The 14,536-nt window shown below is 61.0% G+C and carries 16 protein-coding genes; 15 read left to right on the forward strand and 1 reads right to left on the reverse strand.

Annotated features, from left to right (window positions below):
- Positions 1-42 precede the first annotated feature (42 nt).
- The 13 genes from IPK17_RS25575 to IPK17_RS25635 all read left to right on the forward strand — a co-directional run bounded on the left by IPK17_RS25575 (position 43) and on the right by IPK17_RS25635 (position 12,381).
- Positions 43-765, forward strand: a complete 723-nt coding sequence (locus tag IPK17_RS25575; RefSeq protein ID WP_343420523.1) for an acyclic terpene utilization AtuA family protein — start codon at positions 43-45, stop codon at positions 763-765.
- On the forward strand, positions 732-1,346 hold the full coding sequence (locus IPK17_RS25580; protein WP_343421509.1) for an acyclic terpene utilization AtuA family protein: 615 nt from the start codon (positions 732-734) through the stop codon (positions 1,344-1,346). The genes IPK17_RS25575 and IPK17_RS25580 overlap by 34 nt, the downstream gene beginning before the upstream one ends.
- A 117-nt stretch (positions 1,347-1,463) precedes the next feature.
- Positions 1,464-1,775, forward strand: coding sequence for an AtuA-related protein (locus IPK17_RS25585; RefSeq protein ID WP_343420524.1), 312 nt, complete (start codon positions 1,464-1,466; stop codon positions 1,773-1,775).
- Complete coding sequence (locus IPK17_RS25590) at positions 1,772-2,563, forward strand: enoyl-CoA hydratase-related protein (protein ID WP_343420525.1); 792 nt, start codon at positions 1,772-1,774, stop codon at positions 2,561-2,563. The genes IPK17_RS25585 and IPK17_RS25590 overlap by 4 nt, the downstream gene beginning before the upstream one ends.
- Positions 2,564-2,639: 76 nt before the next feature.
- The gene (locus IPK17_RS25595) at positions 2,640-4,610 is read left to right on the forward strand and encodes an acetyl/propionyl/methylcrotonyl-CoA carboxylase subunit alpha (protein WP_343420526.1); all 1,971 of its coding nucleotides are present in this window, start codon (positions 2,640-2,642) and stop codon (positions 4,608-4,610) included.
- A 47-nt stretch (positions 4,611-4,657) separates the two neighbouring features.
- Positions 4,658-6,208 (forward strand): ABC transporter substrate-binding protein, encoded by a 1,551-nt coding sequence (locus IPK17_RS25600; protein ID WP_343420527.1) that lies wholly within the window; start codon positions 4,658-4,660, stop codon positions 6,206-6,208.
- A gap of 25 nt (positions 6,209-6,233) precedes the next feature.
- Positions 6,234-6,677, forward strand: coding sequence for an ABC transporter permease (locus IPK17_RS25605; protein ID WP_343420528.1), 444 nt, complete (start codon positions 6,234-6,236; stop codon positions 6,675-6,677).
- Between the two features lie 14 nt (positions 6,678-6,691).
- Complete coding sequence (locus tag IPK17_RS25610) at positions 6,692-7,141, forward strand: ABC transporter permease (RefSeq protein WP_343420529.1); 450 nt, start codon at positions 6,692-6,694, stop codon at positions 7,139-7,141.
- Positions 7,138-9,189 carry an ABC transporter ATP-binding protein gene (locus tag IPK17_RS25615; protein ID WP_343420530.1) on the forward strand — a complete coding sequence of 684 codons (2,052 nt, stop codon included), beginning with the start codon at positions 7,138-7,140 and terminating at the stop codon, positions 9,187-9,189. Before IPK17_RS25610 ends, IPK17_RS25615 begins: the two co-directional genes overlap by 4 nt.
- Positions 9,190-10,137 (forward strand): ABC transporter permease, encoded by a 948-nt coding sequence (locus IPK17_RS25620; protein WP_343420531.1) that lies wholly within the window; start codon positions 9,190-9,192, stop codon positions 10,135-10,137.
- 90 nt (positions 10,138-10,227) lie between these two features.
- A complete protein-coding gene (locus tag IPK17_RS25625; protein WP_343420532.1) occupies positions 10,228-10,524 on the forward strand; it encodes an FmdB family zinc ribbon protein in 297 nt (98 codons plus the stop codon).
- Between the two features lie 69 nt (positions 10,525-10,593).
- Positions 10,594-11,808 (forward strand): amidohydrolase family protein, encoded by a 1,215-nt coding sequence (locus IPK17_RS25630; protein ID WP_343420533.1) that lies wholly within the window; start codon positions 10,594-10,596, stop codon positions 11,806-11,808.
- Positions 11,809-11,892: 84 nt separating this feature from the next.
- A complete protein-coding gene (locus IPK17_RS25635; RefSeq protein ID WP_343420534.1) occupies positions 11,893-12,381 on the forward strand; it encodes a radical SAM protein in 489 nt (162 codons plus the stop codon).
- Here the strand turns inward: IPK17_RS25635 and IPK17_RS25640 are convergent.
- Positions 12,378-12,533 (reverse strand): hypothetical protein, encoded by a 156-nt coding sequence (locus IPK17_RS25640; protein WP_343420535.1) that lies wholly within the window; start codon positions 12,531-12,533, stop codon positions 12,378-12,380. The two genes, IPK17_RS25635 and IPK17_RS25640, sit on opposite strands and share 4 nt — an antisense overlap.
- A gap of 12 nt (positions 12,534-12,545) precedes the next feature.
- On the opposite strand from IPK17_RS25640, the gene IPK17_RS25645 reads away from it, so the two are divergent.
- Both IPK17_RS25645 and IPK17_RS25650 read left to right on the forward strand, forming a co-directional pair.
- Positions 12,546-13,430, forward strand: coding sequence for a B12-binding domain-containing radical SAM protein (locus IPK17_RS25645; RefSeq protein ID WP_343420536.1), 885 nt, complete (start codon positions 12,546-12,548; stop codon positions 13,428-13,430).
- Positions 13,431-13,504: 74 nt separating this feature from the next.
- The gene (locus IPK17_RS25650) at positions 13,505-14,536 is read left to right on the forward strand and encodes a hypothetical protein (protein WP_343420537.1); all 1,032 of its coding nucleotides are present in this window, start codon (positions 13,505-13,507) and stop codon (positions 14,534-14,536) included.

Here is a 14,536-nt window from a genome sequence, read left to right on the forward strand (position 1 = left end):
GTTTTTCGAATCGGATCTGCTCAGGGATTTTACGGAGATGATGTGACACGCGCGCTGCCGATGATCACGGGCGGGCACGTCGACGTCGTGTGCTTTGAGGCGCTCTCCGAGCTGACGATGGCGATCTTGCAGAAGGATCGCCTCGCCAACCCGGCGCGCGGCTACACCTTCGATTTGCGCATCATCGCCGCGCAGATTCTGCCGCACGCGTTCGCCCGTAAGATTCCGCTCATCACCAACGGCGGCGGGCTGAATCCGTTGGCGGCGGCAGAGATGGTACGTGAGAGCGCCGCCAAGCTCGGCCTAAGCGGACTGAAGATCGCCGCGGTAACGGGTGACGATGTGCTGGCGAAACTCGCCAGTTTCGGCGACCTCACCAACATCGACACGGGCGAACGCCTCGCCGACGCGGCGAATCAAAGTTGGGTGACGGCCAACGTCTATCTCGGCGCGCAGCCGCTTGTCGAGGCGCTGCGTCAGGGCGCAGACATTGTCATCACTGGGCGCGTCGCCGATCCATGCCTGTACCTCGCGCCGCTGATCGCGCATTACGGCTGGTCATGGGATGACTGGAATCGGCTGGCGGCGGGCATTGTCGCCGGGCATCTGCTTGAATGCACCGGGCAAGTCGTCGGTGGCAACAGTCTCGCCGTGATCAATACGCTCGATCCACTGATCTGCCCTTCCTCGGCTATCCCATCGCCCACGTTGAAGAAGATGGCAGCTTCGTCATCACCAAAGTGCCGGACAGCCCCGGCTGTGTGAGCGTCGAGACGGTCAAGGAACAGTTACTCTATGAGATTCACGACCCGACCAACTACCTCACGCCCGACGTGATCGCCGACTTCACGACTCTGCGCCTCACGCCCGATGGGGTGGATCGCGTACGTGTGACCGGGGTGACGGGCAAACCGCGACCGGACACGCTCAAACTGAACCTGAGCCGACTTGAAGGGTACATGCGCGAACTGATCTTCACGCTCGGCTACCCGGAAGCGTGGCACAAGGTCGATCAACTCAAGGCGATGATCGCCGAGTCGTGGAAGGAACTTCCGATTGAGCGCGTGGAGTATCACTATTTGGGGATGACCAGCCTGTTCGGGGCACTCGCGCCGCTCCCCGCCGATCCGCTGGAGATCATTGTGCGCGTGACTTTCACCGCCGCCGATCCCGACACGCTCAAGACGGCGGTACGGCGCGTCATGGCGAACGCCTTGAGCTGTCCCGCCGGGATGAGCGTGAGCGGGACGACCGTCGGCGCGGATCCTCGTGTGATCGTCGGCCTATGGGCGACGCTGGTCGACCGCGCATCGGCCAAACCGGAAGTCACATACTTTGAGACGTAAAGCAAGATTCAACGCAAAGACGCCAAGGCGCGAAGCCGCAAAGGAAGTTTGATCTCAATCACTTACCGTTAGCGTCTTTCCGTCTTTGCGCCTTTGCATTAAGCCTTTGAGGTATTTATGACCAAGCGACTGTATGACTTAGCTTATGGGCGTTCCGGCGACAAAGGCAACATCGCCAACATCAGCATAATCGCGCGCTCGCCGGAAGCCTACGCCGAGATCAAAGCCAGGTTGACCGCCGAGCGCGTCAAAGCGCACTTCGGCGATCTCGTCCGCGGGCCGGTGATCCGCTACGATCTGGACAATATCGAGGCGCTCAATTTCGTCCTGTACGAGGCGTTGGATGGCGGCGGCACGCGCTCGCTGCGCATCGACAGCCTCGGCAAATCACTCGCGGGCGCGCTCCTGTACATGGAATGGGAATCATGACCTATCAAACACTCTTGCTCGACATCCGTCCACCCTTCGCCTTCCTCACGCTCAACCGCCCGGAACGCCGCAACGGCATGAACTTCGCCATGATGGGCGAGCTGCTCGATGCGGTGCAGGACCTGAACGCCAACCCGGAGATCCGCGCGATCATCCTGAGCGGCGCGGGCGGCGACTTTTGCGCGGGCGGCGACATCGCCGACCTGCAAGCGCCCAACCTGAGCGAAGCGGAGCAGGATCAAATCGTCGGGCGGCTCGACGCGGTGCTCAAGGCGCTCAACGAGTCGCCGAAAGTGATTGTCGCCAAGTTGGAAGGCGCGGTGATGGGCGGCGGTTTCGGGCTGGCGTGCGTCGCCGATATCGGCATCGCCTCAACTACCGCCGAATTCGCGCTGCCCGAAGTCCGCCTCGGCCTCGCCCCATCGCTGATCGCCCCATACGTCATTCAGCGCATCGGCTTGACCCGCGCGCGCCTGCTCATGCTGACCGGGGTACGCTTCGACGGCGTGAGCGCGCACGAGTACGGGATCATCAACGAGGTGTGCCCCGGCGAAATCCTCGACCAGTGCGTGAACGCCATCCTCGACCAACTGCGGCTGTGCAGCCCGGCGGCGCTCGTCGCCACTAAAGCGCTGATCCACACCGTGATCAACCAACCGAACGAGCAATCACTGCCCTACCGCGCCCGCCTGCTCAATCAACTACGTACTAGTGAAGAAGGTCAGGAAGGCATGAGCGCGTTTCGTCAGAAGCGCCCGCCCCAGTGGGCATCGAGCAGTAATGAGTGACGAGTAACGAGTGATGGGTCTGGGATTTTCGCTTTAGCTCACCACTCATTACTCAGCCCTGAAAGGTCAAGCCTTGATGATTCGTAAGCTCTTGATCGCCAACCGCGGCGAAATCGCCTGCCGCATCACCAAGACGTGCCGGGAGATGGGCATCGCCACCGTCGCCGTGTACTCCGATGCGGACGCCCGCGCGCTGCATGTTGAACTGGCGGACGAAGCGGTGCACATCGGCGCGAGTCCGGCGGCGGAGAGCTATCTCAACGGGGCGAAGATCATCGCGGCGGCGCAGCGCACGGGCGCGGATGCGATCCATCCCGGCTACGGCTTCCTGTCGGAGAACGCGGCCTTCGCCCAAGCGGTGATCGACGCCGGGCTGATCTGGATCGGGCCGACGCCCGCCGCTATCGAAGCGATGGGCGACAAACGCCGCGCCAAGCTGCTGCTCAAAAACATTCCGCTCGTTCCCGGCTACAGCGGTGAAGACCAATCCGACGAAACATTGATCGCAGCAGCGGGCGAAATCGGCTACCCGCTGATGGTGAAAGCGGCGGCAGGCGGCGGCGGTAAGGGGATGCGCCGCGTCAACTCAGCTGACGATTTACCTGACGCTCTAGCGTCTGCGCGGCGTGAGGCGCGGGCCGCCTTCGGCGATGCCACGCTCATCTTAGAGAAGTACATCGAACGTGCCCGCCACATCGAGATCCAGATCTTCGGGGATACGCACGGCAATGTGATCGCCCTCGGCGAACGCGAATGCTCGATTCAGCGCCGCCACCAGAAGATCATCGAGGAGACGCCTTCGACCGCGCTGGACGACGACTTGCGCCAGCGCATGTGCGACGCGGCGGTCTCCGTCGGGAAACAGATCGGCTATGTGAACGCAGGCACGGTCGAATTCATCCTCGATGAAGCGAAGGCCTTCTACTTTATGGAGATGAACACCCGCTTGCAGGTCGAGCACCCCGTCACCGACATGGTCACAGGACTCGATTTGGTGCGCCTCCAGATTGAAGTTGCACAAGGTGGGTTTCTGCCGCCACTGATCAATCGCTACGGTCACGCGGTCGAAGCGCGCATCTACGCCGAAGACCCGTTCAACGACTTTCTGCCAGTGTCCGGCAAGCTGTTGCGCTGGCGTGAACCCGTCACCCAGCATCTCGTCGAGAGCAAGCGGGTCTGGGCATGGTCGAAAACGATCATTGACTCGGGCGTACGCACCGGGGATAGCATCGGCACTTTCTACGATCCCACACTGGCGAAACTTATTGCTCACGGTGATAACCGCGACGATGCGATCCGCCGTCTCGATTACGCTTTGGCACAACTGCAAATCTTCGGCATCCGCTCGAATATCTCGTTTTTGCGCCGCATCCTCCAGCACCCCGACTTCAGCGCCGGAAACCTCAGCACCGAATTCATCGATCAGCATCCCGAACTGCTTGCACCCGAGCTTCCGCCACCGTCGGTCGCTTTGATCGCCGCCGCGCTCGCCAAAACAGGCGATACGTCGGCGTACTGGCGCAATAACGCGTTCCGCCCCATCCAGCAAACGTTCAAGCACAATGACCAGCCAATAACGGTGAAGCTCGCGCCTAACAGCGGCACACATTCATGTGCTGTTCACATTGGAGCGGATTCATATCATGTAGAATTATGGAACTTCTCTGATTCCCAACTCGATCTGGCGGTGGACGGGTACCGTCAGCGTGTCACCGTGCTGTGCGGCGATGCGGACGATTGGTGGGTGCACTGTTCAGCCGGGACATTCCGTCTGGATTGGGTCTCACCGCTGCCCCAGGGTCGCCCGGCTGAAGAAGCGTCGGGAACGCTGCGCGCGCCGATGCCCGGTCAGGTCACGCGCGTGCACGTGGCCGAAGGTCAGCGGGTTGGAAAAGGCGAGGTTTTGCTCGTCATGGAGGCGATGAAGATGGAACATCGCATCACAGCGCCCCACGCGGGCGTGGTGACGAGTTTGTATTTCAGCGTCGGTCAGTCCGTGCAGCAAGGGGTAAAATTACTCGATGTGCACGCGTCTGACGTAGAGTAAGCGGACTAAGCACCGCTTCTCACACTTCACCCTACAAGGAGATGCAAATGGCAGTACACAAGTCTGTACGACTCGTATTGTTCTTGCTGTTTACCATGCTGCTCGCCGTGGGCGTCGCGGTCAGCGCCCAGGATGCCGGTGTTCTGCGCGTTGGGATGAACGCGCCCGTCGTGCTCGATCCGGCTCTACACTCGAATGATCCGGAAACCGCGCTCAACCGCGCCATTTATGATTACCTCGTGGAAGTCGCACCGGATTCGACCATCGTCCCGAACCTCGCGACCGAGTGGACGATCAGCGAGGACGGGCTGACCTACACCTTCATCCTCGCCTCGGGCGTCACTTTCCATGACGGTTCGCCGTTCACCTCGGCAGATGTTGTCTACACCTTCGAACGGCTGAAAGAAGTCTCGTCCCCGGCGATCAACCTGCTCGGCAGCGACTTCACCGTCTCCGCGCCGGATGATGCGACCGTCGTGTTTACCCTGACCAGCGTCAACGCCGATTTCCTGTACGGTGTGGCCGCGCGGCAGGCGCTGATCGTCAAAGCGGGCGAGGCCGCGCCCAACACCATCGGCGAAGGTGATGCCGCCTATGCCAGCTTCAACGGCACCGGCCCATTCATCCTCACCCAGTTTGACCCCGGCGCGCGCGCTGTGTTCACGGCCAACGCCAACTACTGGAAGGGCGCGCCCGCGCTCAGCGGCATGGAACACGTCTACATTGACGATCCGGTCGCGCAGGTCGACGCGCTGCTCAGCGGCGAACTCGACTTCATCTTCAAAGTCCCGAGCGGCCAGATCAGCCGCCTCGAAGGCGTCGAAGGCATTAATGTGCTCTCGATTGCCACCAGCCAGCACCCCGTGATCCGTCTGCGCACCGATGCCGGTTCGCTCGGCGAGGATGTGCGCGTCCGGCAGGCGCTCAAGTACGCCACTGACCGCGATTTCCTCAACGAACTGCTGCTCGAAGGGCGCGGCGTGGTCGGCAACAACGACCCGATTGCCCCGGTCTTCGAGTTCTTCTATGACGGTTCGATTGAAAACCAGCCGTATGACCCGGCAATGGTCTGTCAGCTCCTGACTGATGCGGGCCAGAACCCGCTGGAAGCAACACTCTACGCGCCCAACGCCTTCGAATATCCTGACCTCGCCGCTGCGCTCCAGCAGATGTGGGCGGAAACCGGCTGCATCAACGTCGATATCCAGATTCGCGAAGAAGGCTACTATTACGACACGAGCAACCCGGACAACTACTTTGACGTGCAGTTGGGCATCACTGGGTGGGGCGCGCGTCCCTCGCCGCAGCTCCTGCTGAGCGAAGCGTATGTTGAATCGGGCATTTCGACGGGCTATAACGAAAGCCGCTACGTGAACCCGGAAATCGAAGCCTTGGTCGCGCAGGCGCGTGAGACGACCGATAACGACGCCCGCCGCGCAATCTACGCGCAGATCAGCGCCATTTTCCGCGAAGACGGCCCGATCATCATCCCTTACTTCGCGCCGCTGTTCGGTGGCACGAGCGCCCGCGTCCAGAACCTGACGATGGCGCCCTTCCCCGGCCTGACCGACTTCCGTACCGTCAGCCTGAGCAGCTAAAGCATTCCCAGCGTAGGGGCAAGGCATGCCTTGCCCCTACATTTCGCCTATGACCATTACCTCAACAGACATCTCCCATCCAGCCCGCCGACCAGCGGCCTTCTCCAGCGCGATCCGCCAATTGACCCGCCGCCCCCTGACCCTGATCGGCGTGGTGATTGTGCTCGTGTTTATTGCACTGGCCCTGTTCGGCTCGATGATTGCGCCCCACCGCTACGACGCGATCATTCGCGGCGCGGCGCGTCTGCCGCCCTCCGCGGAATACCCATTTGGGACGGATCGGCTGGGACGCGACGTGTACAGCCGCGTGCTCTGGGGCGCGCGCGACATCATCGTACTGCCGACCGTGACGACCATCCTGTCGGTGATCTTCGGCGCGGCCATCGGCCTGACGCTCGGCTACGTCGGCGGTTGGTTTGACGATGTCATCTCCCGCGCGCTAGACAGTTTGCTGGCGATTCCGCGCTGATTCTCGCGCTGGTTATGCTTGGCACCATTGGCCCATCCGCCGTTGGCATCATCATCGTCGTGGTCATCCTCTACACACCGATTGTCGCCCGCGTCGTGCGCGCCGCTACGCTGAGTCTGCGCTCCACTGGATACATCGAAGCGGCCAAGCTGCGCGGCGAATCGACTGTTTACATCCTGTTTCGCGAACTGCTGCCGGGGGTACTGCCCGCGCTCATGGTTGAAGCGTCGCTGCGCTTCACCTATGCGATCTTTCTCACCGCTTCGCTCGGCTTTCTCGGCCTTGGCGTGCAGCCGCCCTCGCCGGATTGGGGACGCATGGTCAACGAAGCGCGGGATTCGTTCGCGCAAACCCCGTGGGCGCTGTGGTTTCCCGCCGGGGCGATTGCGCTGCTCGTCATCGGCGTGAACCTGCTCTCCGACGGTTTGCGTCGGATTTTCCGCTATGAAGGTCAACTTGGATGACGCCGATTATTCAGGCTGAACATCTGTACCTCGACTACAAGCTCAACGACCGCTGGGTGAACGCGCTGCACGATGTGTCGCTGACGATCAACCCACTGGAAATTCACGGCCTCGTCGGGGAGAGCGGCAGCGGCAAATCGACACTGGCGCTGGCACTCATGCGCTACCTCGCGCCCAACGCCCGCATCAGCGAGGGTACGCTGACCTTCGACGGCAACGACCTCCGCGCCAAAGCCCCGAAGGACATGCGCGCGATCTGGGGACGCGAGATGAGTCTCGTGCCGCAGGACTCGCTGGCGGCGCTCAACCCGTCGCACCGCGTCGGCGATCAGATCGCCGACGTCTTCCGGCTGCATGAACAACTTTCTGCCAAAGACGCGCACGACCGCGCCGTCGAGATGCTGCGCCGTGTCAAAATTGCTGATCCGGTGGGCACAGCCAAGCGCTACCCACACCAGTTGAGCGGGGGCATGCAGCAGCGTATCACGATTGCGATGGCTCTCAGCACGCGCCCACGGCTGCTCGTCCTCGACGAACCGACGACCGCGCTCGATGTGACCACGCAGGCCGTCATCATCGATTTGTTCCGCGACCTGATTCACGATAATCAGGCCGCGGCGCTCTATGTCTCGCATAATCTCGGTCTGGTGGCGCAGCTCTGTGACCGCGTAACTGTGCTGTATAGCAGCGAAGTCATGGCGTCCGCGCCTGTCAAAGAGATCTTCACCCGACCGATCCACCCGTATACGATCAGCTTGCTGGCCAGCCTGCCCCGCTTGACTCAGGGTACAGAGACCCGCCTCCCGACAATTGAAGGGACAGCGCCTTCGCTGGCTGAGCGTCCACGCGGCTGTGTATTCGCTTCGCGCTGCCCCGTCGCCCTGCCGCTGTGCCATGCCGAAAAACCGCCGCTGGAGCAGATTGACGACGGGCGCTGGGTCAAATGCCACCGCTGGCGGGAAATCGCGAGCGGCGAACTCGCGATCGAGACTGCGCCCAAAGCCGATACAGTCGCCGCGCCACCACGTGATACCTACGTGCTGACGGCAAACGACATGCACAAAACGTTTGGCGCGCCGTCGCTGCTGGATCGACTGACAATGCGTCAGCCCAAAGTGGTGCGTGCCGTCGATAACGTCTCGCTGCGTCTGCTGGAACGCTCTACTCTCGGTCTCGTCGGCGAAAGTGGCAGCGGCAAAACGACGCTGGCGCGCCTGATCGTCGGTCTGGAAAGCGCCGACCGCGGCCACATGGAACTGCTCAATCTGCCGCTGCCCAACGCGCTCGATCAGCGCACGCCGGAACTGCTGCGCAGCCTGCAAATGATTTTCCAGAACCCGAACGACACGCTGAATCCGTACCAGACAGTCGGCGCGCAGATCGCCCGCACGATCAAGCGGCTCGGCGATAAATCTCCATCGAAAGCAGCGATCAAAGCGCAGGTCGCTGACCTGCTGCAGGCCGTGCGGCTCCCTGCTGACTATGCGAACCGCTATGCCAACGAGTTAAGTGGTGGCGAAAAACAGCGTGTCGCCATCGCCCGGGCCTTCAGCACGCACCCGGCGCTCGTACTGGCCGATGAGCCAACCTCATCACTTGATGTGTCGGTGCAGTCAGTGATTCTGAATCTGCTCAAGGATTTGCGCGCCCAGCAAGGCGCGTCGTACCTCCTCATCTCGCATGATCTCAACGTCGTCAGCTATCTCGCCGACTGGATCGCGGTCATGTACCTCGGCGAAGTCGTCGAAGAAGGTCCGCCCGCCACCGTCTATACCGCGCCGTCGCATCCGTACACCGAAGCGCTCGTGTCCGCCATTCCCAATCCTGACCCGACCGCGCAGGACAAACGCATTCGACTGGAAGGCGATCTCCCAGTTGACCTGCCGACCGGCTGCCGCTTTCACACGCGCTGCCCGCGCAAGCTCGGCGCGATCTGCGAGACGGAGGCGCCACCCAACCGCGACGCGGGCGACGGCCACATGATTCGCTGCCACATCCCGGTCGACGAACTCGTGCGTTTGCAGCAATCCCCCCCGGAGAAACCCTAAATGCTGCGTTTTCTCGTCCGGCGAATTCTTCTGCTCGCGGTGACGCTCCTGCTCACCTCGGTGTTCATCTTTGCGCTGACGCAGGTCCTGCCCGGCGATGTGCCGCGTCTGATCCTTGGGCGCGATGCGCCGCCGCAAGCCGTCGAAGATTTGCGCGAGCGCCTCGGCTTGAACGAGTCCGTGCCGCAGCAGTATGTTAACTGGCTGATGGGCTTCGTCTCGGGCGATTGGGGCACCTCGTTCACGGGTGGCAGCGCCCCGATTCGCCCATTGGTCATGGAACGGCTCGGCAACTCGCTGCGCCTGGCGGCGGTGGCGCTGGTGATCAGCGTGCCGCTGTCCATCGCGCTCGGCGTACTTGCAGGCTTATTCGAGAACACGTGGATCGACAGCCTGATCTCGATCCTCACACTGTCGGTGGTCGGCCTGCCGGAATTCGTCACGGGACTCATCCTGATCAACGTGTTCGCGCTCGGCCTCAACTGGCTGCCCGCCAGCGCATCCGTGCCGAACAACGCTGCGCTCGGCGACTGGCTGCGGCAGTTGATCCTGCCTGCGTTAGCCGCCTCGTTCGTGCTCATGGCGTATGTCGTCCGCATGACGCGCGCGGGCATCATCGACGAGTTGAAGAAGCCGTACGTGCGCACGGCAATCCTTAAGGGCGTCCCGCAGCGCCAAGTCATCACGCGGCATGTGCTGCGCAACGCGCTGCTGCCGACGATCACGGTGATCGCTGTATCATTCGGCTGGTTGATCGGCGGGCTGGTCGTCATCGAGAACGTGTTCAGCTTCCCCGGCCTCGGTCGCCTGATGACGAATGCCGTCGAACGCAAAGACATTCCGCTGATGCAGTCGGTCGTCATGGTGACGATCTTCTTCTTCGCTGTGTCCAACCTCATCGCTGACCTGCTCTACGCGCTGCTCAATCCGCGTATACGACTAGAATGAACCACAGAGAGCACAGAGCATTTCGTATAATCCTCTGTGTTCTCCGTGTTCTCTGTGGTTAAATTGTTTTTGTTGATGAGGAGTAGTCCGATGCCCTTATACGATTATCGCTGTGCCAACGGCCACACTTTTGAAGCCCGCCACGGATTCAACGATCCCGCGCCCGCCTGCCCGGAATGCGGCGAAGCGCACGTGCAGCGCGTGATCACGTCCGCGCCGGGGGTCATGCAAGGCATCAACGCCAGCGCGGGCAAGAACGCCAGTAAAGCCGACTTACAGTCAAAATGGGCGGAAGAAACCCCCAAGCTACGCGAAAAGCTGGTCAACAAGCTCGGCGAGGATACGGTCAACAAGTACGCGCCGACGCTGAATACGAAGTACGATTAGCAATTTGCCGTCGGCTGTTAGCTAAATCAGCTTTTTAGCTAATTGCTAACCGCTAAAGGCTAAGCGCTTATGGTTCACCCCCTGACACTCAAGAATGCCGTGGTGTATGGCGGGTCAAAGCCCGAACCGCGCGACCTGTACCTCGCCGATGTCCTGCTCGACAAACCGAACCGCAAATCACTCACAGTCGATCTGAGCGGATACGTCTTGTTTCCCGGCATGATCAATGCCCATGACCATCTGGAACTCAACCACTTTCCGCGAACGAAGTTCCGCGAACGCTATGATAACGCCCATCAATGGGGGGAAGATGTCAGCCAGCGCCTTGATCAGGAACCCTTCAAAACGCTGCGCGCCTACCCGCTCGAAGATCGCTGTTTCATCGGCGGGCTGAAGAATCTACTCTGCGGCGCGCTGACCGTCGTCCACCACAACCCGCCGCATAAGCCGCTGTTTCGCAGCGACTTTCCCGTGACCGTGCTCAAGCGCTACGGTTGGGTGCATTCGCTCCATTTCAGCACCGAAGCCGAAATCGTCTCGTCGTACCAGCAGACACCGCCGGACGTCCCGTGGTTTATCCATCTCGCCGAAGGCACCGATGCGACGGCGGCTAGTGAGTACCGAAGACTCAAGAAACTTGGCTGCGTCGGCAAAAATACCCGTTTCATCCATGGGGTAGGCATTACGGATGCAGATAGCTATGACGGCAATCTGTCTGGCGCGAAATTAATCACCTGTCCGACTACCAATCTCTATCTGCTGGGGCAATCGGTCTATCCATCATCGGCATTTTTGACGTCGCTGACGATGCTCGGCAGCGATTCCCGTCTGACCGCCGAAGGTGACTTGCTGGACGAACTGCGCGCCTTTCATACGCTGTATCCCCTTATTCCCAATCCGTTCTCCTATGTCTACCATGCACCTGAGCGACATCTCGGGTTGCGTCCCCATAAGTTCCGCCGTGAATTCATCTGGTGGGATGCAGGTGACGCCCCCGATTTCTTCCTCATCAAGCATGACTACGAGCTCACGAAGATTGAAGCGCTGGTCGTCAATGCCAGACGCGCCGATCTCGCGCTGATCGTTCGGCATGGCGTCCCCCAAATCGGCGATCCTGACCTCATGGCGCAGTTTCCTCACATTGAAACCGTGCGCGCCGAGCTGGACGGCGTGCCCAAAGCGATCAATATCCAGCTTGCCCGGCAGATCGCGAAATGTACGCTCAAAGAGCCGGGCTTGGAACTGATCGACAATCCACAGGGCAGACGGCGCACGTTGTGGTAATGTAGAGCGGGTAACGGATGATTCATCGGTGGACGCTCCCGCGGGTGTCCCGACAACGTCGGCAGCAGTGTTCGAGAGGTGCTTGTGACGGATATTCTCTTCGGTCAGTCCTACTACCTGCGCTTTGACCCCAAGCTCTACACGGCCATGCAGCCCTACCCGCCGCTCGGCACGCTCTACGCCGCCGCCATCATGCGTGACAAGGGCTATGCAGTCGCTCTGTTCGACGCCATGCTCGCCGAGTCAACCGCCGAATGGGACGCAGCGCTGCGCCAGCACCGCCCAAAGTACGCCGTGCTGTTCGAAGATAACTTCAATTACCTGAGCAAAATGTCGCTGCTGCGCATGCGAGAAGCCGCTTTCGCTATGATCGACGCGGCGAAGGCGCAGGGCTGCGCGGTGATCTGCTGCGGCGCGGACGAAACCGATCACGCCGACCTGTATCTTCAGCGCGGCGCGGATGTGGTGCTGCTCGGCGAAGGCGATTTGGCGCTGCCGGAAGTGATTGCGGTACTGGAACAGCAACTTCACCCCCCGCCCCCTCTCCAAGTGGAGAGGGGGAAACAGGCTTAGCGGAGATTCGCGGCATCGCCTTCAAAGCGGCGGATGGGTCGATTACGCGGACGCTCCCCCGCCCCGTCATCGCCAAGCTCGACTCGCTGCCCTTCCCCGCATGGGATCTCGTCGACCGCGACAAGTACGCGGCGATCTGGCGGGAACGGCATGGCTACTACTCGATGAACCTCGTCACGACGCGCGGCTGTCCGTTTCACTGCAACTGGTGCGCCAAGCCGATCTGGGGGCAGCGCTACAATGTGCGCTCCCCGCAGAACGTCGTCGACGAGATGGCGTGGCTGAAAGACCGCTTCAACCCGGACTCGATCTGGTTCATGGACGACATCATGGGCATTCAGGATCGCTGGATCGAGGAGTTCGCCGACTTGCTGGAACAGCGCCAGCTGCATATCCCGTTCAAGAGCCTCAACCGTGTCGATTTGCTGCTGCGCGGCCAGACCATCCCGGCGCTGGCGCGAGCGGGCGCGAAGATCGTGTGGGTCGGCGCGGAGAGCGGCTCGCAGAAGATCCTCGACGCGATGGAAAAGGGCACGACCGTCGAGCAAATCTACGCGGCGACCCGCCAGCTCCACGCGCACGGCGTACAGGTCGCTTTCTTCCTGCAGTTTGGCTACCCCGGCGAGACGCGCGAAGACATCGAACTCACGCTCAAAATGGTGCGTGACCTCATGCCGGACGACATCGGCATCTCGGTCAGCTACCCGCTGCCGGGGACGAAGTTCTACGAGACGGTCAAGCATGAACTGGGCGAACGCGAGAACTGGGTCGATAGCCAGGACCTTGCCATGCTCTACCGCGGCCCGTTCCGCACAGAGTTTTACCGCCAGCTGCACACCGTCATCCACAAAGAGTACCGCTCGCGTAAAACCCTGCGTGAACTGCAAACGCTTGTCCGTCAGCCGCTGGCGGCGCGTCCGGCGCATCTCCGGCGCACCGCGAGCATGCTCTATCACTGGGCGACTCTACCCCGCGCCGTGAGCAAGCTCGATCAACTGGCGGCGCTCCCCCACGAGCCGACCCGCCTGTCCAACGTCGCCTTACACTAGAAATTACTGAGTGTCGATTGACCGCGAGAGAAGCGACGCTATACTAGAGGCAATGTTGAAAGCGAGGACGACACATGGCGTTGAAGGTAACGTTGTTTGGGGGCACGGGTCAGGGTAAGACCTGTTATACGCTGGCGCTGCTGTATCTCATGGTAGACGGGATCGACGGCTTTCGCATTGAAGATGAAGATGTGAACACCACGACGAAATACATGAAGCCGTGGGCGGATTTCGTTATGGAAAAAGAATGGCCCGCGCCGACGATGGGTCGCCGCGAAGACACGTTCCGCCTGTACTTTCAGGATCAGTTCATCACCGACTTCCTGTGGGTCGACTATCAGGGCGGCGCGATCAACCAACCGACCGACGAATCGGATGCGGCAGCGCAGCTCCACGCCGACATTCAGGAGAGCAATGCCGTCATCATCGTGGCGGATGCTTACACCATCGCCACCCGCCCGCTGATCGAAGCCCGCATGCTCACCTCCGCGCCGCTGATCTTCCATCTGCTCAACACCTACAAATTCCGCCCGGCGCAAGAAGGCGAAATGGGCGTCAATGAGGGGATCACCGTGGCGATTGTGCTGACCAAAGCCGACGCGCTCCCCGATGAATTCAAAGAGAATAACTTCGAGAAACTGTACGCTCGCGCCCGGCAGGTCTTTCAAGGCGTGCACGACTTCGTCGCCGAAGAACGCGCGAAGATCAGCGGTTTGCGCCCGTGGCTCTACCCATCAGCGATGCTGGCCGTCTCGATTGTCGGCGAAGGCAACGCCACGCTCGCCGCGGAAGGCAAAGGCTACGAGCTCGCGAGCTTCAACCTCGCCGGGTCGCCGGAACCCGAAAACATTCAGTATCCGTTCCTCTACTCTATCGGCAATGAACTGGATCGCACTGCGCTGATCCTTGAGGAACACATGGGCGATCTGGAAACGCGCCTCTCCAAGCTCGACAAGAACGTGTTGGCGCGCATTTTGCGCGGGCGGACGATCAAGCAACTGCACGAAGAACGCGTGGAACTGGCGGAGCGGCTCAAAGAGATGGAACCGAAAATCCGCACCGTGACGAAAACCGCCAACAAGAAGATGCGACCGCTGCTGGTCTAA

The organism is Candidatus Flexifilum breve (genome assembly GCF_016713355.1).

Excerpts from the sequence above, each read along its gene's own strand:
- IPK17_RS25585 (WP_343420524.1), top strand. The coding sequence starts at position 1,464 with ATGACCAAGCGACTGTATGACTTAGCTTATGGGCGTTCCGGCGACAAA.
- IPK17_RS25590 (WP_343420525.1), top strand. The coding sequence starts at position 1,772 with ATGACCTATCAAACACTCTTGCTCGACATCCGTCCACCCTTCGCCTTC.
- IPK17_RS25595 (WP_343420526.1), top strand. The coding sequence starts at position 2,640 with ATGATTCGTAAGCTCTTGATCGCCAACCGCGGCGAAATCGCCTGCCGC.
- IPK17_RS25600 (WP_343420527.1), top strand. The coding sequence starts at position 4,658 with ATGGCAGTACACAAGTCTGTACGACTCGTATTGTTCTTGCTGTTTACC.
- IPK17_RS25605 (WP_343420528.1), top strand. The coding sequence starts at position 6,234 with ATGCCTTGCCCCTACATTTCGCCTATGACCATTACCTCAACAGACATC.
- IPK17_RS25610 (WP_343420529.1), top strand. The coding sequence starts at position 6,692 with ATGCTTGGCACCATTGGCCCATCCGCCGTTGGCATCATCATCGTCGTG.
- IPK17_RS25615 (WP_343420530.1), top strand. The coding sequence starts at position 7,138 with ATGACGCCGATTATTCAGGCTGAACATCTGTACCTCGACTACAAGCTC.
- IPK17_RS25620 (WP_343420531.1), top strand. The coding sequence starts at position 9,190 with ATGCTGCGTTTTCTCGTCCGGCGAATTCTTCTGCTCGCGGTGACGCTC.
- IPK17_RS25625 (WP_343420532.1), top strand. The coding sequence starts at position 10,228 with ATGCCCTTATACGATTATCGCTGTGCCAACGGCCACACTTTTGAAGCC.
- IPK17_RS25630 (WP_343420533.1), top strand. The coding sequence starts at position 10,594 with ATGGTTCACCCCCTGACACTCAAGAATGCCGTGGTGTATGGCGGGTCA.
- IPK17_RS25640 (WP_343420535.1), bottom strand. The coding sequence starts at position 12,533 with ATGCCGTTCCCGCCAGATCGCCGCGTACTTGTCGCGGTCGACGAGATC.
- IPK17_RS25645 (WP_343420536.1), top strand. The coding sequence starts at position 12,546 with ATGAACCTCGTCACGACGCGCGGCTGTCCGTTTCACTGCAACTGGTGC.
- IPK17_RS25650 (WP_343420537.1), top strand. The coding sequence starts at position 13,505 with ATGGCGTTGAAGGTAACGTTGTTTGGGGGCACGGGTCAGGGTAAGACC.